Source organism: Mesorhizobium sp. M0437, from assembly GCF_040321335.1.
GTDB lineage: Bacteria > Pseudomonadota > Alphaproteobacteria > Rhizobiales > Rhizobiaceae > Mesorhizobium.
Map to the genome: position 1 here is coordinate 46,240 of NZ_JAMYRK010000010.1, position 25,956 is coordinate 72,195.

Here is a 25,956-nt window from a genome sequence, read left to right on the forward strand (position 1 = left end):
TTTTCCAGAACAGTTTAGCAGCAACGCATATTGGCGATGGTCTATTCTTGTCTTGGTTATTTGTTCTTAAATAACTTTCCATGGAAGTTTTCCGTTAGATTCCCGTAAGCTGTATGATAGCGTCCGCCCTCAAGCTCAGCCGGGCACGAATGGATCCGGTCGGAAAATCCCGACCGGCCATGGCGTGTCGGCGGATGCGACAACGGTTGTTGGCCAGGGGCAAACCGGTCGCCGACAGCTCGATCGAAGCCGGCTGTTCTGCAAATTGCGGAACCACCATCGAATGGTCCTTCGCCGAGGTCATGGCTCTACAGGCCAGGGCGGACGGATCGGACTGGAGAGAGAAAGACAATGGGCACTTTTTTCTACATGCTCCTGGCGTTCCTGGTAGGTGTGTTGGTTGGCTGGTTCATTTGGGGACGCCTGCGTGGCGAACTCGACAGTTTGCGCGGCGATCTAGACCGCACGCGCAGCGAACGCGACAGATTGCGGGCCGATAGCGACCGTCTGACCGGTGAGTTGGATGCATGCGGCCGCGCCCGCGCCGATCTCGAACGCCGGCTGGGCGAGGCGAAAACCACCCAGGCGCCAACCGCGAAGGCGGCAACAGCCAAGGCGCCAGCCGCCAATGCCGGTGCGACCAAGGCGGCGATGCAGGCGCCGTCAACCCTGATTTCGACATCCGCACCAGCCAAACCGGCGCCGAAGAAATCTGCAACGGCGAAGGCCGCGACCGCGCCACGCGCAAGTGCCGCGAAAACGGCAACGCCGAAACCGCCTGCATCGAAAGCGAGCGTCGCGCCGACGGCAAGCAAGGCTGCGCCGGCGGCAAGCAAGGCCGCGCCGGCGGCAAAGAAAGCCGCGACCGGCAAGGCAACAGCTATTGCCCCAGGCAAAGCCAACGACCTGCGTCGCCTGATCGGCATCGGCCCGACCAACGAGCGGCTGCTCAAAGGGCTTGGGGTCACGACCTATGCCCAGATCGCCGCCTGGACACCCGACGATGTCAAGCGGATCGAGACGACGTTGAATTTCGACGGCCGCATCGAACGTGAACGCTGGATCGAGCAGGCGAAACTGCTTGCCGCCGGCGACGAAAAGGAATTTGCGCGCCGCTTCCCGACCGCGGGAGAAGCCAGCAACACCTGATCCATCGCAAGGCGGCATCGGGAACAAGGCGGCGCTCTCGGGCGCCGCTTTTGTTTTTGCCCGCCGCGCCTTTGCGTCTTGAGACGCCGTTCCCTCGATTGCGCACGGTCGAGCCCCCATATAGATCGATCGCTGGTGACCGCAGCATCCGAGCCTTATGTCCCTGCCCCTGCCCTTTGCAATTTTCAGGAACGACGAGACCGCGCGGCAGCTCGTTTTCGACCGGCCGGCCGAGATAATCGCAGCGCATGGCGAGGCGGATTTTTTACCGGCGCTGGAAGCCGCGCAGGCTGCACATGACGGCGGCAAATGGCTGGCCGGTTATTTCTCCTACGAGGCCGGTTACCTGCTCGAACCCAAGCTCGTTCCGCTGCTGCCGGCCGGCCGCCGCGCCCCGCTTTTTTGCCTCGGCGTGTTCGATGCGCCGGTCGAGCAGACGGTCGCGCCAGGCGATCCGCCGGCCAGCAACGGCCCAATCTTCGACGCCAAGGCAGCCTGGTCTTCGGACGACTACGCCAAACGCTTTGCCAGGCTGCATGACCACATCCGCAAGGGCGACTGCTACCAGGGCAATCTGACCTTTCCGGTCCATGCGCAGTGGTCGGGCGACCCGCTGGTCGCCTTCAACGCGCTGACCGAACGCCAGCCGGTGAAGTATGGGGCGCTGGTCGCGCTCGGCGATCCGATCGTCTTGTCGCGTTCGCCCGAACTGTTCTTCGAGGTGGACGCGGAAGGCATGATCGAGACGCATCCGATGAAGGGCACCGCGCCGCGCGGCGCAACAAAAGCCGAGGACGATCGCCTGAAAGCGTTCTTGCGCAACGACGAGAAGAACCAGGCCGAGAACCGGATGATCGTCGATCTCCTGCGCAACGACATCTCACTGATCAGCGAGGTTGGCACGCTCGATGTGCCGGAGCTTTTCCGCATCGAGAGCTACCCGACCGTCCACCAGATGGTGAGCCGCGTGCGGGCGAAACTCTTGCCCGGCCTCGCCATCCATCAGATTTTCGCCGCGCTGTTCCCCTGCGGCTCGATTACCGGCGCACCGAAGATCCGCGCCATGGAGATCCTGCGCGAGCTGGAAAGTGGCCCGCGCGATGTCTATTGCGGCGCCATAGGCTGGATCGCGCCCGGCGGCCGGATGCGCTTTTCGGTGGCGATCCGCACCATCTCGCTCTTTGCCAATGGCGAGGCGGTCTACAATGTCGGCGGTGGCGTCGTCTTCGATTCGACAGCCGAAGAGGAGTACCAGGAGTGTCTGCTGAAAGCCCGTTTCGCGACGGGAACACTGCCGATTTCGAACTGATCGAAACAATGCGCTGGGAACCCGGCTCGGGTTTCCTCCGTTTCGACCGCCATCTCGCGCGGCTTTACGGCTCGGCAAGCGAACTCGGTTTCGCCTGCGATCCGACAAGGGTCGGCGAAGCGCTGATGAATGCGGTCGGCCACCAACAGATCGCGTTGCGCACCCGCCTCGTCCTGTCGCGCAAGGGCGAAATGGCGGTGTCGGTGCAGCCCTACGAGCCGCTCGCCGCAGACAAGGTCTGGACCCTGCAGCTGGCGCGCGTGCGGCTTGATTCGAGCGATATGCTGCTGCGCCACAAGACCAGCCGCCGACAAACCTATACGCGCGCGCGCGCCGAATATCTCGCCGGGCGCGCCGACGAGGTGCTGCTCGCCAATGAGCGCGGCGAAATCTGCGAGGGCACGATCACTAATGTCTTTGCCGATTTCGGCGACGGCGTGCTGGCCACGCCGCGGCTCGATTGCGGCCTGCTGCCTGGCGTCCTGCGCGGCGAACTGCTGGATCAAGGCCGCGCCGGTGAAGCGGTCTACACGTGGAACGAACTGAAATCGGCCAAGGCGCTGTTCGTCGGCAACTCGCTGCGCGGATTGATCCCGGCGCGGCTGGGCTGAAGCATCTGGAGACAACAATGTTCGTGGTTTCGCTGAACTACAAGGTGCCGCTGACCGAGATCGACCGCCTGCAGCAAGCGCATGTCGAGTGGCTGAAGGCCTGCTATGCGCAAGGTATCTTTGTCGCCTCCGGGCCAAAGCGGCCAAGGACCGGCGGCATCATCATCGCGCGTGGTCCACGCGAAGTGCTCGAAGCCAGACTGGCGGACGATCCCTTCGCCAAGGCAGGTGCCGCCGATTACGAAATCACCGAATTCACGGCGAGAATGGCCGCCGCCGCACTGGAAGCCTACAAAGAGGCATGAGCTTCCGCCCGCCGACCCACACACCCTATGACGGCTCGTCGAAACTGTTCACCATCGGGCTGAAGCCGCTCAATCTCGATAGCTGGATCGAGGTCGACGAATATCTGGTGCCCTATCTTGCCGAGAAACGCCGGCTTTATGCGGAAATTCCCGGCAAGGTTTTTGTCGAGGAGCAAACAACGCGCGACGCTCAGCGCGAAGTGCTCGATCTGCTCGGTGCGCATCTGGCGGCGAACTTTCCTGAGACCCACAGGCGTACCGACAATGCGATCGAGGTGATCGGCGGCATCGACAATCTCGAGGGCTCAGGCACCTCAGCTTCTTTCAGCGATGCGCCGCTTGTCGCGGCCTCGTTGCTCGTCCAGGAGGATTTGATCCTGATGCGTCGCGACGAGAGCGGCTGGCGTCTGGCGGCCGGCTCGCTCTGCTTCCCGTCGTCATGGTCGCTGATCGAAAAATTCGGCAAGCCGCTGCAGCAGATCCACGCGCCGGTACCGGGTTTCGGCCCGGGCACACGCCCGGCCGATCTCATCAACCGCATGTTCGACGGCCTCCAGGGCCAAGCCGTCGAGCGCTACAACTGGTCGATCCAGGCGGGCGACGCGCTCTACCATCCGCTCTCCAACCTCGAACGCATCGACCGCGCCAGCAGTCGCCCGTCGAGATTCCCGGATGGCGACATCGACGCCCATGCCTTTATCCGCGTCGAGCGGCAGACGCTGAGAAAGCTCCCCGTTTCGGGCGACGTACTCTTCACCATCCGCATCCATCTCGACCCGCTCGCCGTGCTGGAACGCCACCCCGACCGCGCGGCGCTCGCGGCGTCCTTGGCCGAACAACTTCTGGCGCTGGACGAGGCACAACTCGACTACAAGGGGATGACCGCCGACCGTGACCGGCTGGTGGGAACACTGAAAATGATCGCTGGGGGGAACAATGATCCAGCATCTTAGCAGGCCGGTCACGTTAATGGCCGCGATCCTGGTACTGTCGACAGCAGCCGAGGCGGAGCCGGTGACTTATGCCGGCAAGCTTGGAAAGGCCGATATCGTCGTCGAATTCACCGGCGACCCCGTGGCGCCCGGCGGCCCGCTGGCCGGCCGCTATTTCTACCGCTCGAAGGGCGTTGACATCCCGCTGCAGGCCCGGTCTCAAAGGGGCAGCAAGTTCGAACTGGCCGAGGAGGAGGCATGCGGCACCGACAATTGCGATGACGGAAAGGCCGCGCCGATTGCCGCCGTGTGGCGCCTGGCCTCATCCAGTAACGGCAAGACCCTTGAAGGCAGCTGGAACGGAAAGAAGGCGCTGCCGCTCAGATTGGAACGGGTCGCAAGTCGGCAAGTGACCGGGAACGAGCCCAGCACCCCGCTCGATCTCTACGATTTCAGCTTCATGAAGTTCTTCGCCAATGACACGCCGCTCACTATGGAAACGTCCCCTTATGACTATCTGCGGATGGACACTCAGCTCGATAACGGCAAGACGACTGGTTGGCCGGACGCAACCTACCGCTATGTCGTCGACCCCCGCACCAGGTTTGCCACGCCGCGCATTGTCGAACTGTCCGGCGACGTTCCGATCGAGGCCGCGAATGCTCTGCTGCAAGAGAGGCACTGGCGCGCAAACATCGGCGCACTGGGCTGCGTGGCGGCGCAATATGCCGGTTTCAACGAAGGCGGGCCAATTGACGGTATGAACGGCGGCACGCTCGGCGGCTATGAGGACAGCACATTCGAAGTGACGTCGCTGACTCCGCGGCTGATGAGCTGGCGGGAGTCCGGCAGCATCTTCTGCGGCGGAGCGCATCCGACCAACTATTCGGACGCCTACATCATGGATGTGCGGCGCGGCGTCCTGCTTGGCCTTCAGGACATTTTCTCGGATACGGTGGATGGCAAGCCCGGTCCTTCCCTGGCCTCCTTCGTCAAGCAGCGGCGCAAGAAACCGATCGATCAGACCGATATCGATCACGAAGCCGAATGCGGCATTGACGATCTCATCGGCGAATATCTAGCGGTCAGCCTCTGGCGTGAGGGCGACAAGCAGGTTCTGGTTTTCGGGCTCCAGACCCTGCCGCATGCCATCCAGGCCTGCGCCGACGATCTGCTGGAACTGCCGGTCTCCGAGGCACGTGACCTCTTCAAGCCTGCATTCGCAAGACTAGTCGAGCCGTAGCCGGGATGGCGCGGCGTGAGGCCGGCCGTCCGCTTTTCGCTTTATTGTGACAATGATCTATGGTTTGTCGCGCCGCGGCCAAGCCGCTGTTCCGAAGCGTTTTTTGAGGGAGTAATCGATAAATGGCGAATGAAAACTGGCCCGTTTACGGTGAGATCACCGGCCCTGTAGTGATGATCGGCTTCGGCTCGATCGGACGGGGAACGCTGCCGCTGATCGAGCGCCATTTCAAATTCGACAAGTCGCGCATGACGGTCATCGACCCGCGCGACACCGACCGTAAATTGCTCGACGAGCGCGGCATCACTTTCATGCAGGATGCGGTGACCAAAAAGAACTACAAGAAGCTGCTGACACCACTTTTGACCAATGGCGGCGGCCAGGGCTTTTGCGTCAACCTGTCGGTCGACACTTCCTCGCTTGAGCTGATGAAGCTCTGCCGCAAGCTTGGCGTCCTCTATATCGACACGGTGGTCGAACCCTGGCTCGGCTTTTATTTCGACGAGAAGGCCGACAACGCCTCACGCACCAACTATGCGCTGCGCGAGACCGTACGTACTGAAATCGCGAAGAACCCGGGCGGCACCACGGCGATCTCGTGCTGCGGCGCCAATCCGGGCATGGTCTCGTGGTTCGTCAAGCAGGCACTGGTCAATCTCGCCACAGATCTTGGGCTCGATTTCTCGGAACCCGCGCAGCACGATCGCGAAGGCTGGGCCAGGCTGATGAAGAAGGCCGGCGTCAAGGGCATCCATATCGCCGAGCGCGACACCCAGCGCACCAAGAAGCCCAAGCCGATGAACGTGTTCTGGAACACCTGGTCGGTCGAAGGCTTCATTTCGGAAGGGCTGCAGCCGGCCGAGCTCGGCTGGGGCACGCATGAGGCGTGGATGCCGAAGAACGCCAAAAGCCACAAGAACGGTTCGAAGGCCGCGATCTATCTGGAGCAGCCCGGCGCCAATACACGCGTGCGCACGTGGTGTCCGACGCCCGGCCCGCAATACGGTTTCCTGGTGACACACAACGAAGCGATCTCGATTGCCGATTTTTTCACGCTGCGCGGCAAGAAGGGCAAGGTGCAATACCGGCCGACCTGCCATTACGCCTATCATCCCTGCAACGACGCAGTGCTGTCGCTGCACGAGATGTTCGGTGTCGCCGGCAAGGCTCAGCCCGTGCATCACGTGCTCGACGAAAATGAACTGGTCGATGGCGTCGACGAACTCGGCGTGCTGCTCTACGGCCACGCCAAGAACGCCTACTGGTACGGCTCGCAGCTGTCGCTGGCCGAGGCGCGCAAGCTGGCGCCCTATCAGAACGCCACCGGCATGCAGGTCACGTCGGCGGTGCTGGCCGGCATGGTCTGGGCGCTGGAAAATCCCGAGGCCGGCATCGTCGAGGCCGACGAGATGGATTACAAGCGCTGCCTCGACGTGCAGGGCCCCTATCTCGGGCCGGTCAGGAGCTATTATACCGACTGGACACCGCTCGACAATCGGCCTGGTCTGTTTCCCGAGGATCTCGATACCAAAGACCCGTGGCAATTCCGCAACATCCTCGTTCGATAGCAGCGTTGCCTCGACACTCGGCCAGCTTGCAATCGCCCGGAAATCGGGCGATTGAAGAGGGGCGGCCTAGAGCCACGTGCGTCCATTTGGACGCACAAAGTACGCTCTAGCACTTTGAATGTGCGCATCGTGCTTTCCGAAAATCGGATCGATTTTCGGGCCGATGCGAGAGGAGAGGATCTTGAAGATGACGATTGCGCAAAGACTGCTTTCGGCTGGCATTGCCGCGGCCGCTACGGTCGCGTTGGCGGCCTGCACGACAACCGGCCCAGGCGAGCCGCCGGTGATCACGGCCAAGGGGGTTGAAGGCTCCTGGATCGACGCGCAGGGCACGGGCTTGTCCACCTTCAAGGGCGGCAGCTTCGCGACCGTCGCAACCGACACCGGCCAGAAGCTTGCCGATGGCAGCTACACCATGACCGGCGGCACCTCGGTCGAGATCCATGGCACTTCGCTGATCCGCCAGACGCCAATCAGCTTCAACTGCCTGATGGTCTCCACCAGCCAGCTCAATTGCACCAGCGCGAGCGGGCAGAATTTTGTGCTGACCAGGCGCACCTGAAATTCGATTCCGAATTGACTTTGCACAAGACGGCGGCTTCAAGCCGCCGTCTTCTTACGCCGGCAAAGCTGATGCCGATTTCCGCTTGCATCGACTGAAACGCGATGTGAACATAGCCCAACCCAGTCAAACAAGAGCGTTAAACGCCTCTGGTCAAGTTATCCGGGAGACGAGAATGAAGAAGATTGCTGCCATCGCCGCGCTGTCGGCATCGGCGCTTGGCCTGTCGGCAGGGGTATCCTTTGCCGACTATACGCTCAACATCCTGCACATCAACGACTGGCATAGCCGCATCGAGAGCAACAACAAGTACGAATCGACCTGCTCGGCCGAGGAGGAGACCAAGGGCGAATGCGTCGGCGGCGCCGCCCGCCTGGTCACCGCGATCGCGCAGGAGCGCAAGAAGCTGGAAGGCCAGAACGTGCTGCTGCTCAGCGCCGGCGACAATTTCCAGGGCTCGCTCTTCTACACGACCTACAAAGGCAAGACCGAAGGCGAATTCCTCAACCAGATGAAATTCGATGCCGAGGCTCTCGGCAACCATGAGTTCGACGATGGCGAGTCGGCGCTGGCGCCGTTTCTCGACATGATCCAGTTTCCGATGCTCGGCGCCAATGTGAAGGCCAATGCGCAATCCAAGCTCGGCGACCGCGTCAAGCCGTCGATCGTGGTCGAGGTCGGCGGCCAGAAGATCGGCATCGTCGGCGCGGTCACCAACGACACGCCGGAGCTTGCCACCCCTGGCCCGAACATTGCCATCGAAGACGACGTCAAGTCGATCACCGCTGAGGTCGAGAAACTGAAGCGAGAGGGCGTCAACAAGATCATCGCGGTCACCCATATCGGCTACAAGCGCGAGCGCGACGTGATCGCCAAGATCCCCGGGATCGACGTGGTGGTCGGCGGCCACAGCCATTCGCTGCTGTCCAACACCGACCCTAAGGCGGAAGGCCCATATCCGACGATGGTCGACAATCCGGACGGTTACAAAGTGCCGGTCGTCCAGGCGGCGTCCTATTCGAAATATCTCGGCGAGTTCAAGGTCGTGTTCGACGACAACGGCGTCGTCAAGGAGGCAAGCGGCGATCCCATCCATCTCGACAAATCGATCACGCCCGACCCCGCCGTGCTTGCCCGCATCAAGGAACTCGGCGCGCCGATCGAGGCCTTGAAGAACAAGGAAGTCGCCGAGACCACCAAGGCGATCGACGGCAGTCGCGAAAACTGCCGCGCCCGCGAATGCGAGATGGGCAATCTGGTCTCCGACGCCGTCCTCGACCGGGTCAAGGGCCAAGGTGTCGAGATCGTCATCTCGAATGGCGGCGGCTTGCGCGCCTCCATCGACCAGGGCACCGTCACCATGGGCGAGGTTCTCACCGTCCTGCCGTTTCAGAACACGCTGGCGACCTTCCAGATCTCCGGCAAGGATTTGGTTGCCGGCCTCGAAAGCGGCCTCAGCCAGGTCGAGGACGGCGCCGGGCGCTTCCCGCAGGTTGCCGGCCTGAAATATGCGTTCGACAAATCAGCGCCGCCTAACGGACGCGTCAAATCGGTCGAGGTCATGGAAGGCGGCGCCTGGACGCCGATTAAGCCGGACAAGGATTACCTGGTCGCCACCAACAACTATGTCCGCCAGGGCGGCGACGGCTACAAGGTGTTCGCCGAGAAGGCCAAGAACGCCTATGATTACGGCCCGGGGCTGGAACAGGTCGTCGCCGACTACCTAGGCGCGCACCGGCCCTATACGCCGAAGCTCGACGGCCGCATCACCGAGATCGCCGCGACCGTGGCCCCGGCCGCAGAACCTGCCAACCCTGCCGAACTGCCAAAACCTGCTGAGGCTGCGCCGGCAAAGCCCGTTGAGCCGGCAATGCCCGAAATGCCGGCCGGCTCCGGCGACATTTCCAAGACGCCGCCGGCCGTCCCGGCTGAAACAGCGCCGGCACCCGCACCCGCCGAGCCGGCCCAGCCGGCGGCACCTGCGGCTCCAGCCACACCGGCTCCGGCGACCCCTGCTCCGGCTGAGCCGGCACCGGCCGAAAGCAGCCATGTAATCGTCGCCGGCGATACCTATTGGGATCTCGCGGTGAAGGCTTATGGCGACGGCACCAAATGGAAAATAGTCTCCGATGCCAACAAAGCCTACGAGCCACGCCGCCTTCCGGTCGGCGCAACCTTGACGATCCCGGCGGCCTCAAAGTAATCCGGCCGCAGGAACGCAATGCACCCGCCCGGCAGACCGGGCGGGTGTTGCATTTCTGGGATAAGGTGCGCCCAGACGCAGCATTTGAAAACCGGCGCGGCATCGCTACTTTCGCCGCGGCACCGTTGGTTCGCGGTGTTGGAGAACCTCATGACGCTTGCCAACCCTGCTGAAATCAACGCCGAGAAGACTGCCGCCTCGCCGTCGGCAGGGCGCCCTCTGGTCAGGACCGGCAAGGTCGGTGTCATGCTGATCAATCTCGGCACCCCGGACGGCACCGGCTTCAAGCCGATGTGGCGCTACCTCCGGGAGTTCCTGTCCGATCCGCGCGTCATCGAGCTCAACAAGGCGATCTGGTATCCGATCCTCTACGGCGTGGTCCTCACCACCCGGCCGAAGAAATCAGGGGCCAACTATGCCAGGATATGGAACCGGGAGCGCAACGAGTCGCCGCTGCGAACCTACACCCGCGCCCAGGCCGAGAAGCTCGGGCTCGCGCTCGGCGAGCTACCCAATGTCGTCGTCGACTGGGCGATGCGCTACGGCAACCCTTCGACCGAGAGCGTGGCCGAGAGACTGGTCGAGCAAGGCTGCGACCGCATCCTGTCTTTCCCGCTCTATCCGCAATATTCGGCGACGACGACTGCGACTGCCAACGACCAGCTGTTTCGCGCGCTGATGAAGATGCGCCGCGCCCCGGCCATTCGCAGCGTGCCACCCTATTACAACGAGCCGGCCTATATCGAGGCGCTCGCCCGTTCGGTCGAAAAGCATCTGGCGAGCCTCGGATTCGAACCGGAAATTGTCATTGCTTCCTATCACGGCATTCCGAAACCCTATTCCGACAAGGGCGACCCCTACCAGGCCCATTGCCTCGAGACGACCCGACTGCTGCGCGAAAAGCTCGGCTGGGATGAAAACAAGCTGATTACCACCTTCCAGTCGCGCTTCGGCGCGCAGGAGTGGCTGCAGCCCTACACCGACAAGACGGTCGAAAGACTAGGGCGCGAAGGCGTGAAATCGGTCGCCATCGTCAATCCAGGATTTTCCGTCGACTGCATCGAGACGCTGGACGAGATCGGCAGGGAAGCGTCCGAGACCTTCCATCATGCCGGCGGCGAAAAGTTCGCACACATCCCTTGCCTCAACGACAGTGCCGAGGGCATGGCGGTGATCGAGGCGATGGTGCGGCGCGAGCTGTCCGGCTGGGCCTGAACAGATCACCCGTCTATGCACCCGCAATCCGTGATCACCTGATTGTAACATTGCTGAAACACACTTAAGTGTTTGGTGGAATCGGTCGCGTGGAATATCCAACATGGCCGGCCTTTGAGGGGAGAGCCAAATGGGTTTCAGTGGTTTTGATATCGCGCTTCTTGTTCTTGTCGCCCTTGTCGTGCTGGTGCTTATCAAGGGCATCCGAACAATTCCGCAAGGCTATAATTATACCGTCGAACGTTTTGGCCGTTACACCAAGACATTGAACCCGGGCCTCAACCTGATCGTGCCTTTCGTCGACCGTGTCGGCGCCAAGATGAACATGATGGAGCAGGTGCTCGACGTACCGACGCAGGAGATCATCACCCGCGACAATGCCACCGTTGCAGTCGATGGCATCGCCTTCTATCAGGTGCTCAACGCGGCGCAGGCCGCCTACCAGGTCTCCGGCCTGCAGAATGCGATTCTCAATCTCACGATGACCAACATCCGCACCGTGATGGGCTCGATGGACCTCGACGAACTTTTGTCGAACCGCGACGCCATCAACGAGCGCCTGCTGCGCGTCGTTGACGAGGCGGCGCATCCCTGGGGCATCAAGATCACTCGTGTCGAGATCAAGGACATCAACCCGCCGGCCAATCTCGTCGAATCGATGGGCCGACAGATGATGGCCGAGCGCAATAAGCGCGCGCAGATCCTCGCCGCCGAAGGCCTCAAGCAATCGCAGATCCTGGAGGCCGAAGGCCGCAAGGAAGCCGCCTTCCGCGATGCCGAGGCGCGCGAGCGCTCGGCCGAGGCTGAAGCACGCGCCACGCAGGTGGTGTCGGAGGCGATTTCCAAAGGCGACGTGCAGGCGCTCAACTACTTCGTCGCGCTGAAATACACCGAAGCGCTGACCAGGATCGGCTCAGCGACAAACAGCAAGCTCGTGCTGATGCCGATGGAGGCCTCATCGCTGATCGGCACGCTCGGCGGTATTGGCGAAATCGCCAAGGAAGTTTTCCGAAGCGAAGGCACCGCCGGTGCCGCACGACAGGCCGCCCGCCCGCCGGTCGTTCGTCCGAGCGAAACCTGAGGCCACAGCCATGCTCGGCCGCATTGTTTCTGAACTCGGCCCGTGGAGCTGGATGGTCCTCGGCTTCGTCCTGCTGGTAATGGAGGTCATCGCGCCGGGCATTTTCATGCTGTGGATCGGCATTGCCGCGCTGTTGATCGGCGTCGTCTCACTGCTCGTCTGGGATGCCGGTTTCTGGACCTGGCAGATCCAGGTCCTCGCCTTCCTCGCGCTGTCGCTGGTCTCGGCCTATGTCGGAAAGCGGCTGGTGGGCGGGCGCCATGATGAAACCGACCAGCCCCTGCTCAACCGTCGCGGCGCACAGATGGTCGGCCGGACGGCGACCCTTGCCGAGCCGATCAAGGACGGGCGCGGCCGCATAAAGCTGGGCGACACGTTGTGGCGCGTCTCCGGCCCTGACCTGCCGGCCGGCACGCAAGTGCGCGTGACGGGCGCCGCTGATACCGACCTGGAACTGACGGTCGAGGCGGTCTAGGAACCCGCTAGGCAGCACCGATGCGCAGCAGGTCGTGCAGATGGACGAGCCCGATCGGCTGCCTGCCTTCGACCACCATCAGGCTGGTGATAGCCGAGTCGTTGATTGTCTGCAGCGCCGTCGCAACAAGCGTGTCGGGCGAAGCCATTTTCGGCTCTCTGGTCATCACCTGATCGACGCTCATTGCCAGGAGATCGCTGCCGATATGGCGCCTGATGTCGCCATCGGTGATGATGCCGATCAGCTTGCCGTCCGCGGCAGTCACGGCCACGCAGCCAAACCCCTTGCGCGACAATTCGAGGATTGCCTCGCGCATGCCGGTACCTGACGACACCAGCGGCAGCCTGTCGCCGACATGCATGATCTCGCGGATCTGCGTCAGGTTGGCTCCGAGCTGGCCGCCGGGATGGAACGTGCGGAAATGGTCCGGGGTGAAGCCGCGTGCCTCGAGCAGCGCGATGGCCAGCGCATCGCCCATCACCATTTGCAATAGTGTCGAGGTCGTCGGCGCAAGCCCGTGCGGGCAGGCTTCCGGTGCTCGCGGCAGCAGAAGCACAACGTCGGCCGCGCGCGCCAGAGCCGATTTTTCACCCGCGGTGACCGCGACCAGCGGGATCGAGAAGCGCCTCGAATAGGCGATGATGCCCTTGAGCTCAAGGCTTTCGCCCGACCACGAAAGCGCGATTATGGCGTCGTTTCTGGCGATCATGCCAAGGTCGCCGTGATTGGCTTCGGCAGGGTGGACGAAAAAGGCCGGCGTGCCGGTCGAGGCGAGCGTTGCGGCGATCTTCGAGCCGATATGGCCGCTTTTGCCAACCCCGGTGACGATGACGCGGCCATCGATCTGCGACACCATGCCGACGGCTCGTGCGAACGGCTCGGCCAGCCCGTTTTCGAGAGCGTCTGCCAGTGCCGCGACGCCGGCCTGCTCCGTCGCCACGGTTCTCAGCGCCGAGGCAATCGCGGCCTGCCCGTCATGCCGCTTCCTGTCTGGGGATTTCACGTTCATGGACGATGCGATTAGCGCTTCGGCGCGCGCCTGTCCAACGGAATTGCCGTGCCGAACCTCCTGATGGGCCATGCCTCAACGCTCCGTTAACCATCCCCATTTACGGTTTCGTAAGTATGGCGCGCGTGCGCCGCGCAAGCAGTGGTGCCGATGTCCGGGTTTCAGCCTCAAAACAAAATGGGACGAAAGGGCAAGGCGGTCTGCGCTTTGCTGCTGGCAACCAGTGTCTTTGCGTTGTCGCGGCCGGCACTGCTTTGCGCCCAGGAAACCGAGCTGCGCGGCGAGGTTTCGGAATCGACAATCCTGGACGAACAGCAGTACAAGATCAGGCAATCGAGCATAGCCGGAACCCAAGCCGCGCAGGCTGCTGCAACCGCCAACGACAATACGCCGCTGCCTACCTATCGCCCGGCCAGCCAAGGGGCGTTGCCTGACGACGGCACGGGCGAGGCGGCCACAACCGGCGGCACTTTCGATCAACCAGCGGCCAGCGGCGACCCATTTCCCGACAACCCTGCTCCGCCACCCCGACGGCGGCCAAGCGCGACGCCACGCGCCGCCAATGCGGCCAACGCCGAAGACGAGACCGCTGACAGCCAGAAGCGCAAGAGAGCCGCGACTGCAGCCGCGGCGGCGACCGATGACACCGATACCGCCGCTATAGACGAGCAGGATACGGTCAACCGCCGTGCCGTCACCATCGATTCCGCCGAGAGGCTCAGGCTCGACCCCGGTGCCGAGCGCACCGAAGCCATCGAAGGCCAGAACAAAAAGAACGAGGACGACCCGTTCGCCGCCACCGGCATCAAGCTCGGCTCTTTCGTAATCCGGCCGACGCTCGAGCAAGGCCTGACGTCTTCGACAAACGCCGATTCGAGCAGCCTCGGCAAGCCGGCCTTGCTGTCGGAAACGACACTGCGCTTCAACGCCGTCTCCGACTGGAGGGAGAATTCGGCGACGGTTGAGGGCTATGGCATCTTCCGCGAAACCTTGTCCGGCTATGACATTCACGAGGCGCAAGGCCGCGTCGACGGCACACTCAACATCGATCTCGACAATGATCTGCGCGCCATCGCCAAGCTGGGCTATGAGGCCGTGCCCGAATCGGCCTCGGCGCCGGACGCGGTCGTCGGCGCCGTTGGCCAGCCGGTGCGCCAGACCGTGAACGGCAGTCTCGCCGTCGAGAAGGATGCCGGCAAGATGCGCTTCGCGCTGACCGGCGCGATCGAGCACGACATCTTTGGCGACGCCAAGCTTTCGTCGGGCGGATCGCTGTCGCAGAAGGGCCGCGACTCGACGCTCTACACGGCCATTTTGCGTACCGGTTACGAGATCTCGCCTGCCATCACCCCGTTCACCGAAATCGAGATCGGCCGGCGCGCTTATGATTTGCGCGTCGATCCAAACGGCTTCCAGCGCTCCTCGACCAGGCTTGGCGCACGGGCCGGCGTCGAGCTCGATCTCCGCGAGAAGCTTACCGGCGAGTTCTCGGTCGGCTGGCTGCGCGAAGCTATCGACGACGATGCCCTGCCGGCTATTTCGGGCGCGACGGTCAATGCCGATCTCAAATGGTCGCCGGAACGCGGCACCACGATCGGGCTCACCGCACAGACGACCGCCGAGAACACGACGAATGCGGGCGAAAGCGGCGACATGCTCTATTCCGGCAGCCTCACCGGCGAGCGGCAGATCCGCGCCAACCTGACCGGAAATGCCGCTCTCGGCCTCGAATGGCGCGACTATACCGGCTCCGACGATCATGATTTGACGCTGAGCGCCGAGGCTGGGCTGACGTGGTGGCTGAACCGCTACACCGGGCTCACCACCCGCGCCAGGACTGAAAAACTGACCAGCAACCTGATTGGGCGCGACTACACGGCCAACAGTATCTTCGTCGGCTTGAAGTTGCAGCGCTAAATGCATGTCGCGCAAAAGTGTGCAGCGGTTTTGCGATAACGACTTGCCTAAAACAAGAACCTAAAGCGCGTCGCATGAGGCCGGTCGAACGCGGCGCGCTTTGGCCGATCAGCGCGGCAACCGGTGTTGAAACTACAAGGCTATGCCGCGGCGTTCTGACGGCGCGAGTTCGTCGAGAAGCGTGCGAATGACACCGGCCATGCTCGCATTCATGTCTCTGCGCCACAGTGCGAAGGCAACGTTGGCCTCGACGAAGCCTTCGGGCGAGCCGCAGTCGAACGTCCGCCCGCGGTAGTGGTAGCCGTAGAAGGGCTGTTGCTTCTGCAGCTTCAGCATTGCATCGGTGAGCTGGATCTCGTTGCCGGCGCCTTTTTCCTGACCTTCGAGTATCTTGAATATCTCCGGCTGCAGGATATAGCGCCCGTTGATGTAGAGGTTCGACGGCTCCGTGCCGGTCTTCGGCTTTTCCACCATGCCGGTGATGCGGAAACCGTGATGCGCGTCCTCGCCGCGGCCGACAATGCCGTATTTGTGCGCCTCGGCCGGATCGCATTCCTGCACGGCGACGATGTTGTTGCCGGTCTCGGCGTAAAGCTCGACCATGTCCTTCATGCAGCTTTTTTCCGACTGCATGATCATGTCGGGCAATAGCAGCGCAAAGGGCTCGTCGCCGACGAGCTCGCGCGCGCACCAGACGGCGTGGCCAAGGCCGAGCGGTACCTGCTGGCGGGTGAAGCTGGTCTGCCCCGGCGCCGGTTGCAGCCGCTGCAGGCGGGCGAGCTGGTCGTCCTTGCCGCGCTGCGCAAGCGTGTCGTAGAGCTCGAACTGGACATCGAAGTGATCCTCGATGACCGCCTTGTTGCGGCCGGTCACGAAGATGAAATGCTCGATCCCGGCATCGCGCGCCTCATCGACCACATACTGGATGACCGGCCTGTCGACGACCGTCAGCATTTCCTTGGGAATGGCCTTGGTAGCAGGGAGAAAGCGCGTGCCGAGACCGGCAACCGGGAACACTGCCTTGCGAACTCTCTTCATGTGCCAATTATCCATTTGCATGCCTGTTCGGCAATCCCGATTCGAGACATTTTCATGCCGAAATCGAGGATTACTGAACGGCGGGTCATAAATCTCAGCTGGTAAAGCATTGACGCATCTTTTCACCCCGCACGGCACCTATGGTAAACCAAATGCTAACCGGGTTCGGCGATGAATAGTCTTCCTGAGATGAAGAAGGAGGAAAAGATGTCCGTTCGCAACGCCGCAAGGCGCTTCACCAGCGTCCTGACGGCCGCCAGCCTCTCGCTTGCTTTGCTCATGCCCAGCGGGCCGGCTTTTGCCGATGCCGGCTTCCGCCAATGGGTCGCCAGCTTCCGTGCTACCGCCGTGGCGAGCGGCGTTTCCGGCTCCGTCTACGACCAGGCATTCAAGGGCATCAACGATGCTGACCCGGTGGTACTGGAAAAGGCCCGTACTCAACCCGAATTCACCGCACCCGCCTGGGATTATTTCGACAACCGCGTCCATGACCAGTCGGTCGCCGTCGGCCAGCAGATGGCAAGGAAATGGAAGCCTTGGCTGGACAGGATCGAGGCAAGATACGGCGTCGACCGCTACATCCTGCTGGCCATCTGGTCTATGGAATCGAACTACGGCGAAACTCTCAAGCGCGATGATATCATGCGCAATGTCGTGCGCTCGCTGGCGACGCTTGGTTATGCCGATCCGAAGCGAGCGAAATTTGCCCGCACCCAGCTGATCGCGGCGCTGAAGATCCTGCAGACCGGCGACATCGACGAAAGCCATCTCAGCGGCTCATGGGCCGGCGCGATGGGCCATACCCAGTTCATCCCCACCAGCTACCAGTCCTATGCGGTCGATATGGACGGCAACGGCAAGCGCGACATCTGGAATTCGATTCCCGACGCACTGGCGACAGCCGCCAATTTGCTGAGGAAGAACGGCTGGCAGGCAGGCAAGACCTGGGGTTATGAGGTCAGCCTTCCGGACGGCAAGAAGCTGCCCGGAGGCTCAAAGTCGCTGTCGCAATGGCAGGCGCTGGGGGTCAGCCGTGCCAACGGCAAGCCGTTCAAGAACGGTGCGGACAAGGCGACGTTGAAGCTGCCCGGCGGCAGCGGCGGGCCGGCTTTCCTGATGATCAAGAATTTCTCGGTCATCAAGCGTTACAACAATGCCGACAAATATGCGCTCGCCGTGGGCCTTCTTGCCGACGAAATTGCCGGCTATGGCGGGCTTGTGCAGGACTGGAAGCGACCGTTTACCAAGCTCTCCTTCGAGGAAAGGCAGGAGCTTCAGAAGCGACTTTCCGAGCACGGCTATTACGACGGCAAGTTCGACGGCAAGATCGGTGACGGATCGAAAACCGCCATCATGGCCTTCCAGGCAAAGGCTGGCTTGACCCAGGACGGGTATCCGAGCAAGGAAGTGCTGAAATGGCTCAGGCAGAACTAGAGCCGGTTGCGGGATGGAGAGGGTGATTGGTTTCGGCTGCGCGCATCCGGTTAATCGTTCGTCGCGTGCCGATCCTCGTTCTGGCGATCGCCGTTCTGGCGGTCGGCGGCGCCAGTGCCTTTCATACCGCGGCCATGGCGCAGGAGCCGGAAAGTCGTGGCTGGTCGCTGCGCGACCTGTTGTTTCCGCGCAGAAGCGAGCGGTTTGAGCAGCCGCCGCCCGAATACCAGCGAGAATTCCAGAGAACAAAGCCCAGGCCCAAGCTGAGAAAGCCCCGGTCAGTTAGCCGGCCGCCGCCGGCCGAGCCGACAACCCCAGTGGCCGAGAAGGCGCCGGGTGCACGCGTCGTTCTGGTGGTCGGCGATTTCATGGCGTCTGGGCTGGCTGAGGGGCTCGACGCCGCGTTTGCTGAAAACACCGGCGTCAGGATCGTCGTCCGTGCCAACGGATCGTCGGGCTTCGTGCGTGACGATGTCTACAACTGGCCAGAACAGGTCAAGTCGCTGATCGCTGCCGAAAAACCGGCAGCCGTCGTCGTCATGCTCGGATCCAACGACCGGCAGCAGATGCGCGTCGGCGATGTACGCGAGCAGCCGCGATCCGAAAACTGGACCAAGGAATACGAGCGCCGGACCGATGCGTTCGGCAAGGCCATCGCCGCAACCAAGGTGCCGTATCTGTGGGTCGGCATGCCGGCCTTCCGGGTCTCGAAAATGACCTCCGACATGCTGGCCTTCAACGACATCTTCCGCTCGTCCGCCGAAAGCCACGGCGGCGAATTCGTCGACGTCTGGGACGGGTTCGTCGACGAGAACGGCGCCTTCATCACCAGCGGACCGGACATCAACGGCCAATCGGTGCGCCTGCGCTCCGACGACGGCATCAACATGTCGAAGGCCGGCAAGCGCAAGCTCGCCTTCTATACCGAAAAGCCGCTGATGAAGATCCTGGGGCTGGCCGCGCCAGGAAGCGTGGTGACGGCTTCTGCCCCGGCCGGCGCTCCCGTCGAGGCGCCGGCACCTGCCGCGGCACCGATAGCTGTCGATCGCACCGTGCCGATGCTGCTCAGCGATCCGGCGCTGGACGGCGGCTCGGAACTTCTCGGCGCCGCCCCGCCGGCAAAAGCTGACAAGAATTTGCCGGGCGAAAGGCTGATCGTCGAGGGCAAGGCGCCCGACGCCTCACCGGGCCGCGCCGACGATTTCTCCTGGCCGCCCAAGACACAGCCTGCGACGGCGGCCGCATCCGATACGACGACGGCGATCCGCCAGTAAACAGAACCTCTTCGGAACGGGCTCAGCGCGGCAGCACGCTCGATCCCATCAGCGCCTCGTCGATGGCGCGCGCCGCCTGGCGACCCTCGCGGATCGCCCAGACGACCAGCGACTGGCCGCGCCGCACGTCGCCCGCCGCATAGAGCCTTTCGACGCTGGTCCTGTAGTCCCGGTCATTGGCCTCGACATTCTTCGAACGGCGGCTGTCGATGACGATCTTCATCTGCCCGTCGAGTTCCGAGATCGGCCCGCGAGCGGCTGGCCCGGCAAAGCCGATGGCGATGAACGCGAGATCGGCGCGGATGACGAATTCCGTGCCCGCGATCGGCTTGCGCTTTTCGTCGACCTCGCAGCATTTGACCCCGGTCAGCTGGCCGTCTTCGCCGATGAATTCAAGCGTCGCCACCTGGAATTCGCGCTCGGCGCCTTCGGCCTGCGACGACGACGTGCGCATCTTGGTCGCCCAGTAGGGCCAGACCGACAGCTTGTCCTCCTTTTCCGGCGGCTGCGGCCGGATGTCGAGCTGGGTGACGCGCACCGCGCCCTGGCGGAAGGCGGTGCCGACGCAGTCTGAGGCAGTGTCGCCGCCGCCGACGACGACGACGTGCTGGCCGCCGGCGACGATCGGGCGCGACGGCCATGCCACCGACTGGATCGGCTCGCCGCCGATACGCTTGTTCTGCTGCACCAGATACGGCATGGCGTCGTGCACGCCGTCGAGATCGTCGCCCGGGATGTTGGCCGGACGCGGCGTTTCGGAGCCGCCGCAATAGAGCACGGCGTCATATTCGGCGAGCAGTTCGGCGACCGGCTTGTCGACGCCCACATTGACGCCACAATGGAAGCTGACACCTTCGCCCTGCATCTGCTCGATGCGCCGGTCGATATAATGCTTCTCGATCTTGAAATCGGGGATGCCGTAGCGCATCAGCCCGCCCGGCCGGCTCTCGCGCTCATAGACGTGAACGTCATGGCCTGCGCGGCCGAGTTGCTGGGCAGCCGCCATGCCTGCCGGCCCCGAGCCGATGATCGCGACGCGCTTGCCGGTCTTCCGTTCCGGCGGATAGGGCCGGATATGGCCGGTTTCATAGGCTTTGTCGGCAATGGCCTGCTCGATGGTCTTGATGGCGACCGGAATATCCTCGAGGTTCAGCGTGCAGGCTTCCTCGCAAGGTGCGGGGCAGATGCGGCCGGTAAATTCCGGAAAATTGTTGGTCGAATGCAGGTTGCGGATCGCGTTTTCCCAGTCGCCATTGTAGACGAGGTCGTTCCAGTCCGGGATCTGGTTGTGGATCGGGCAGCCGGTCGGTCCATGGCAATAAGGAATGCCGCAATCCATGCACCGCGCGGCCTGTTTCTCGACCTCCTTGTCCGACATCGGCAGCGTGAACTCGCGGAAATGCCGGATGCGGTCGGAAGCCGGCTGGTACTTGTGCACCTGCCGGTCGATCTCGAGAAACCCTGTTACCTTGCCCATAGTCCAGTCCCTGCTGTCCGGAAGGCACGCCTGGCGACGCACCCGTTAACCTCATAAGGCAGCTGTGGCAACCTTCAGTCCGAGGTCAGGATTGTTGATGAAGATGGTTGCCGGGACGCATGGCCTCCCGGCAATTTCCAAATCTATTCCGCCGCCACGTTCATGCGCATCCGCTCCATCTCGATCAGCGCGCGGCGGTATTCGACCGGCATGATCTTCCGGAATTTCGGCCGGAAAGTCGCCCAGTCGTCGAGGATTTCGCGACCTCGTACCGAGCCGGTGTAGTGGACGTGGTTGGAGATCAGCTGGTAGAGCCGCTCCTCGTCATGGCTGGTCATATCGCCGGATACGTCGACACGGCCCTTATGGTCGAGATCGCCGCCATGGTGGAGCAGCTTTTCCATCAGGTCGTCCTCTTCCGGAACCGGCTCCAGCTCGACCATCGCCATGTTGCAGCGTTCGGCGAAATCACCCGCCTCGTCGAGCACATAGGCGACGCCGCCCGACATGCCGGCGGCGAAGTTGCGGCCGGTCTGGCCGATGACGACGACGATACCGCCAGTCATGTATTCGCAACCATGGTCGCCGACGCCTTCAACGACGGCGGCGACACCCGAATTGCGCACGGCAAAACGCTCGCCGGCAACGCCGCAGAAATAGGCCTCGCCCTCGGTTGCGCCGTAGAGCACGGTATTGCCGACAATAATGGACTCGGCAGCAACGATTTTCGTGTTCTCCGGCGGGCGGATGACGATGCGGCCACCCGACAGGCCCTTGCCGACATAGTCGTTGGCGGCGCCCACCAGTTCGAACGAGACACCGCGCGCCAGGAAGGCGCCAAAGGACTGGCCGGCCGTGCCGGTGAGCTTGACCGAGATCGTGTCCTCGCGCAGGCCCTTGTGCTTGAAGCGCTTTGCCACCTCGCCCGACAGCATGGCGCCGGTCGAACGGTCGACGTTGCGGATCGGCAGTTCGATACTGACCGGCTGCCTGGCTTCGAGCGCCGGCTTTGCGAGGTCGATCAGCTTGCGGTCGAGCACGTCGTCGATCGGATGCTTCTGCCGCTCGGTCCAGTGCACCGCCTCGTGCGGCGCATCGGGCTTGTAGAACATCTTGCTGAAGTCGAGCCCGCGTGCCTTCCAGTGCTGGATCAGCTCGCGCTTTTCCAGAAGGTCGGTGTCGCCGATGATCTGGTCGAGATGGGTGTAGCCCATCTCGGCAAGCAGCGCCCGCACCTCTTCCGCCACATAGAAGAAGAAGTTGATGACGTGCTCGGGCGTGCCCTTGAAGCGCTTGCGCAGCACCGGGTCCTGTGTCGCGACGCCGACGGGGCAGGTGTTGAGATGGCACTTGCGCATCATGATGCAGCCGGCCGCGATCAACGGCGCGGTCGAAAAGCCGAACTCGTCGGCGCCGAGCAGTGCGCCGATAATGACGTCACGCCCGGTGCGCAGGCCGCCATCGACCTGCAGCGCGACGCGCGACCTGAGGCCGTTGAGCACCAGCGTCTGGTGCGTCTCGGCAAGGCCCATCTCCCACGGGCTGCCGGCATGCTTGAGCGAGGTCAGCGGCGAGGCACCGGTGCCGCCGTCATAGCCTGATATGGTGATGTGGTCGGCACGCGCCTTGGCGACGCCGGCCGCAACCGTGCCGACGCCGACTTCCGAGACCAGCTTGACCGATACGTCGGCCGCCGGATTGACGTTCTTCAGGTCGTAGATGAGCTGCGCCAGATCCTCGATCGAATAGATGTCGTGATGCGGCGGCGGCGAGATCAGGCCGACGCCCGGCGTCGAGTGCCTGACCTTTGCTATGGTCGCATCGACCTTGTGACCCGGCAGCTGGCCGCCCTCGCCTGGCTTCGCCCCTTGCGCGACCTTGATCTGCATCATGTCGGAATTGACAAGATACTCCGCCGTGACGCCAAAGCGTCCCGAGGCGACCTGCTTGATCGCCGAGCGTTCGGGGTTCTTGCCGCCGCCCGGCAGTGGCAGATAGCGATCGGCCTCTTCGCCGCCCTCGCCGGTGTTCGACTTGCCGCCGATGGCGTTCATGGCGCGCGCCAGCGTCGTGTGCGCTTCCCTTGAGATCGAGCCGAAGGACATCGCCCCGGTCGAGAAGCGCTTGACGATATCGGCCGCCGGCATCACCTCGTCGAGCTTGACCTTCTTGCGCCCGGTCTCTTGCGCAAGCTTGATCTTGAACAGGCCGCGAATGGTCTGCGCCTGCGCCGTCTCGCTGTCGATCTGGGCGGAATAGTCCTTGAACGTCTCCCACGAGCCTTGGCGCACGGCGTGCTGCAAGGTCGCCACTGCGTCGGGCGACCAGATATGGGCCTCGCCGCGCATGCGGAACATGTATTCGCCGCCGACCTCGAGGCTGTTGCGCAGCACCGGGTCGTTGCCGAAGCCGTCGGTGTGGCGGCTGACCGTTTCGGCGGCGATCTCGTCCAGCCCGACGCCTTCGATCAGCGTCGCCGTGCCGGTGAAGTACTTCTGCACGAAATCCGACTTGAGCCCGATGGCGTCGAAGATCTGCGCGCCGCAATAGGACTGGTAGGTCGAGATGCCCATCTTGGACATCACCTTGAGGATGCCCTTGCCGATCGACTTGATGTAGCGGGAGACGACCTCGTAGGCATCGACCTCCGCTGGCAATTCGCCACGCTTGTGCATGTCGAGCAGCGTGTCGAAAGCGAGATAGGGATTGATCGCCTCGGCGCCGTAGCCGGCGAGACAGCAGAAATGATGCACCTCGCGCGGCTCGCCGGATTCCACGACGAGCCCAACCGAGGTGCGCAATCCCTTGCGGATCAAATGATGGTGCACGGCCGCCGTTGCCAGCAGCGCCGGAATGGCAATGCGATCCGGCCCGAGCTGACGGTCCGAAAGGATGATGATGTTGTAGCCGCCTGCGACCGCCGCCTCGGCGCGCTCGCACAGCCGGTCGATGGCGCCCTGCATGCCGGCCGCGCCTTCATTCGAACCGTAAGTGATGTCGATCGTCTTGGTGTCGAAACGGTCTTCGGTGTGGCCGACGGAGCGCAGCTTCTCCAGATCGCCGTTCGTCAGGATCGGTTGGCGCACTTCGAGCCGCTTGCGGCGCGAATTGCCGACAAGATCGAAGATGTTGGGCCGCGGCCCGATGAAGGACACCAGGCTCATCACCAGCTCCTCGCGGATCGGGTCGATCGGCGGATTGGTGACCTGTGCGAAATTCTGCTTGAAATAGGTGTAGAGCAGCTTCGATCTGTCCGACATTGCCGAAATCGGCGTGTCGGTACCCATCGACCCGACGGCTTCCTGGCCGGTGGTCGCCATCGGCGACATCAACAGCTTGGTGTCCTCCTGGGTGTAGCCAAACGCCTGCTGGCGGTCGAGCAGTGAGACATCCCTGCGCAGGGCGCGCGGCTCGACCGGGTTCAGATCCTCGAGGATGAGCTGTGTGTTGGCGAGCCAGCTCTTGTAGGGATGCCTGGTCGCGATCTCCGACTTGATTTCCTCGTCGGAAACGATGCGGCCCTTGTCCAGGTCGATCAGCAGCATGCGGCCGGGCTGCAGCCGCCACTTCTTGACGATCCTTTCCTCCGGCACTGGCAGCACGCCGGCTTCCGAAGCCATGATGACGCGGTCGTCATCGGTGACGATGTAGCGCGCCGGCCGCAGCCCGTTGCGGTCGAGCGTGGCACCGATCTGGCGGCCGTCGGTGAAGGCAACCGCCGCTGGCCCGTCCCACGGCTCCATCAGCGCTGCGTGATACTCGTAGAAGGCCTTGCGGTCCTGACCCATCAGCTTGTTGCCGGCCCAGGCTTCCGGGATCAGCATCATCATGGCGTGGGCGAGCGAATAGCCGCCCTGCGTCAGGAATTCGAGCGCATTGTCGAAGCAGGCGGTGTCGGACTGCCCTTCATAGGAGATCGGCCACAGCTTCGAGATGTCGTTGCCGAACAGTTCGGAATCGACCGAAGCCTGCCGCGCCGCCATCCAGTTGACGTTGCCGCGCAGGGTGTTGATCTCGCCATTGTGGGCGACCATGCGGTAGGGATGCGCCAGCTTCCACGACGGGAACGTGTTGGTCGAGAAGCGCTGGTGAACCAGGATCAGCGCCGTCTCGAAACGCGGGTCGGTGAGATCCTTGTAGTAGGCGCCGACCTGATAGGCCAGGAACATGCCCTTGTAGACGATGGTCCGCGACGACATCGAGACGACATAGAAGCCGTTGTCGACGCCTTTGGTCTCTTCGTGGATACGGCCGGAAATGACCTTGCGCAGGATGTAGAGCCGCCGCTCGTAATCGTCGTCGTTCTCGATCTCGGCGCCGCGGCCCAGGAACACCTGCCGGTGCACCGGCTCGGAAGCGGCTATGTCGGGCGCCTTCGACAGCGACGAATTGTCGACCGGCACGTCGCGAAAGCCGAGCAGCGGCTGGCCCTCGAGCTGCGCCACCTCGGCGATGATGCCTTCGATATGCGCCTGCAGCTCCGGGTCGCGCGGCATGAACACGTGGCCGACGGCGTAGTGGCCGGGCTTCGGCAGTTCGACCCCTTGCTTGGCCATCTCCTCGCGGAAGAAGCGGTCCGGCAGCTGCACCAGCACGCCGGCGCCGTCACCCATCAGCGGATCGGCGCCGACCGCGCCGCGATGCGTCAGGTTTTCGAGCACGGCAAGGCCGTCCTCGACGATCTGGTGCGACTTCACGCCCTTCATGTTGACGATGAAGCCGACGCCGCAGGCATCATGCTCGTTGCGCGGATCATAGAGGCCGTGCGCAGCATAGCCGGTGCTGGTTCGCCGAATATTGGTCAGGGACGGATTTTTGACGGCTGCCGCTGTCGTCTGCGCGGCCTTCGTCGCAGATGGCGTCATGTCCGTCATCGTCCTGTCCTCCGTTCCGTCCCCTTCGGGCGCTGGTTTCCGTCGGGAAGCGCGTGGCTCCCCTTTCAATCTGCGGCACGTCTTGCGAAATTCTTGCCGACCGTGCGGCTTTCCGCATGGTTCGCATATGGTATTCGTACAGGCCGGAGCCAGACTGTCTAGCTGTCGCTCGCGGCAATGGCCGCAGAGGCGCAATCATATGCCAATGCGGCCAGTTTTGTGCGACAAAATAAGACAGCACTACTGTCCTAAATTTTTATGACAGAAATTTTGGATGCAC

Annotated in this window: 19 protein-coding genes; 15 read left to right on the plus strand and 4 right to left on the minus strand. The window is 62.9% G+C overall.

Annotation, left to right across the window (positions count from 1 at the left end; translation table 11 throughout):
* The first annotated feature begins 351 nt into the window (after positions 1 to 351).
* The 12 genes from NKI72_RS09060 to NKI72_RS09115 all read left to right on the plus strand — a co-directional run bounded on the left by NKI72_RS09060 (position 352) and on the right by NKI72_RS09115 (position 12,653).
* A complete protein-coding gene (locus NKI72_RS09060) occupies positions 352 to 1,149 on the plus strand; it encodes a helix-hairpin-helix domain-containing protein (RefSeq protein WP_352832446.1) in 798 nt (265 codons plus the stop codon).
* Positions 1,150 to 1,306: 157 nt separating this feature from the next.
* Positions 1,307 to 2,458: an aminodeoxychorismate synthase component I gene (locus tag NKI72_RS09065; RefSeq protein ID WP_352539351.1), complete on the plus strand. Its 1,152-nt coding sequence runs from the start codon at positions 1,307 to 1,309 to the stop codon at positions 2,456 to 2,458.
* A complete protein-coding gene (locus NKI72_RS09070) occupies positions 2,407 to 3,069 on the plus strand; it encodes an aminotransferase class IV family protein (RefSeq protein WP_352469537.1) in 663 nt (220 codons plus the stop codon). The genes NKI72_RS09065 and NKI72_RS09070 overlap by 52 nt, the downstream gene beginning before the upstream one ends.
* Positions 3,070 to 3,086: 17 nt before the next feature.
* A complete protein-coding gene (locus NKI72_RS09075; RefSeq protein ID WP_352469536.1) occupies positions 3,087 to 3,374 on the plus strand; it encodes a YciI family protein in 288 nt (95 codons plus the stop codon).
* A complete protein-coding gene (locus NKI72_RS09080; protein ID WP_352832449.1) occupies positions 3,371 to 4,327 on the plus strand; it encodes a heme-dependent oxidative N-demethylase family protein in 957 nt (318 codons plus the stop codon). Before NKI72_RS09075 ends, NKI72_RS09080 begins: the two co-directional genes overlap by 4 nt.
* A complete protein-coding gene (locus NKI72_RS09085) occupies positions 4,311 to 5,549 on the plus strand; it encodes a hypothetical protein (RefSeq protein WP_352832451.1) in 1,239 nt (412 codons plus the stop codon). Before NKI72_RS09080 ends, NKI72_RS09085 begins: the two co-directional genes overlap by 17 nt.
* A 122-nt stretch (positions 5,550 to 5,671) precedes the next feature.
* The gene (locus NKI72_RS09090; protein ID WP_352448220.1) at positions 5,672 to 7,117 is read left to right on the plus strand and encodes a homospermidine synthase; all 1,446 of its coding nucleotides are present in this window, start codon (positions 5,672 to 5,674) and stop codon (positions 7,115 to 7,117) included.
* Between the two features lie 187 nt (positions 7,118 to 7,304).
* Positions 7,305 to 7,679, plus strand: a complete 375-nt coding sequence (gene omp10, locus NKI72_RS09095; RefSeq protein ID WP_023720183.1) for an outer membrane lipoprotein Omp10 — start codon at positions 7,305 to 7,307, stop codon at positions 7,677 to 7,679.
* A 175-nt stretch (positions 7,680 to 7,854) separates the two neighbouring features.
* Positions 7,855 to 9,882 (plus strand): 5'-nucleotidase C-terminal domain-containing protein, encoded by a 2,028-nt coding sequence (locus tag NKI72_RS09100; RefSeq protein ID WP_352850066.1) that lies wholly within the window; start codon positions 7,855 to 7,857, stop codon positions 9,880 to 9,882.
* A gap of 150 nt (positions 9,883 to 10,032) precedes the next feature.
* Entirely contained in the window at positions 10,033 to 11,097 is a 1,065-nt protein-coding gene (hemH, locus tag NKI72_RS09105; protein WP_352832456.1) for a ferrochelatase, read from the plus strand.
* Positions 11,098 to 11,227: 130 nt separating this feature from the next.
* The gene (locus NKI72_RS09110) at positions 11,228 to 12,178 is read left to right on the plus strand and encodes an SPFH domain-containing protein (protein WP_352539357.1); all 951 of its coding nucleotides are present in this window, start codon (positions 11,228 to 11,230) and stop codon (positions 12,176 to 12,178) included.
* A 10-nt stretch (positions 12,179 to 12,188) separates the two neighbouring features.
* Positions 12,189 to 12,653, plus strand: coding sequence for an NfeD family protein (locus NKI72_RS09115; protein ID WP_352539358.1), 465 nt, complete (start codon positions 12,189 to 12,191; stop codon positions 12,651 to 12,653).
* Between the two features lie 7 nt (positions 12,654 to 12,660).
* Here the strand turns inward: NKI72_RS09115 and NKI72_RS09120 are convergent, their stop codons facing one another.
* Entirely contained in the window at positions 12,661 to 13,662 is a 1,002-nt protein-coding gene (locus NKI72_RS09120) for a KpsF/GutQ family sugar-phosphate isomerase (protein ID WP_352832537.1), read from the minus strand.
* A 177-nt stretch (positions 13,663 to 13,839) separates the two neighbouring features.
* On the opposite strand from NKI72_RS09120, the gene NKI72_RS09125 reads away from it, so the two are divergent.
* Positions 13,840 to 15,579: an outer membrane beta-barrel protein gene (locus NKI72_RS09125; protein WP_502896416.1), complete on the plus strand. Its 1,740-nt coding sequence runs from the start codon at positions 13,840 to 13,842 to the stop codon at positions 15,577 to 15,579.
* A 132-nt stretch (positions 15,580 to 15,711) separates the two neighbouring features.
* On the opposite strand, the gene galU is transcribed toward NKI72_RS09125, so the two are convergent.
* A complete protein-coding gene (gene galU, locus NKI72_RS09130) occupies positions 15,712 to 16,617 on the minus strand; it encodes a UTP--glucose-1-phosphate uridylyltransferase GalU (protein WP_352469528.1) in 906 nt (301 codons plus the stop codon).
* A gap of 207 nt (positions 16,618 to 16,824) precedes the next feature.
* On the opposite strand from galU, the gene NKI72_RS09135 reads away from it, so the two are divergent.
* Together NKI72_RS09135 and NKI72_RS09140 are read left to right on the plus strand one after the other, a co-directional pair.
* Positions 16,825 to 18,051, plus strand: a complete 1,227-nt coding sequence (locus NKI72_RS09135; protein WP_352564889.1) for a lytic murein transglycosylase — start codon at positions 16,825 to 16,827, stop codon at positions 18,049 to 18,051.
* A gap of 26 nt (positions 18,052 to 18,077) precedes the next feature.
* Complete coding sequence (locus tag NKI72_RS09140) at positions 18,078 to 19,325, plus strand: SGNH/GDSL hydrolase family protein (RefSeq protein WP_352818145.1); 1,248 nt, start codon at positions 18,078 to 18,080, stop codon at positions 19,323 to 19,325.
* Between the two features lie 22 nt (positions 19,326 to 19,347).
* Here the strand turns inward: NKI72_RS09140 and NKI72_RS09145 are convergent, their stop codons facing one another.
* A complete protein-coding gene (locus NKI72_RS09145) occupies positions 19,348 to 20,802 on the minus strand; it encodes a glutamate synthase subunit beta (RefSeq protein ID WP_352818148.1) in 1,455 nt (484 codons plus the stop codon).
* A gap of 143 nt (positions 20,803 to 20,945) precedes the next feature.
* Positions 20,946 to 25,676 (minus strand): glutamate synthase large subunit, encoded by a 4,731-nt coding sequence (gene gltB, locus NKI72_RS09150; protein ID WP_352832460.1) that lies wholly within the window; start codon positions 25,674 to 25,676, stop codon positions 20,946 to 20,948.
* Positions 25,677 to 25,956: the final 280 nt, after the last annotated feature.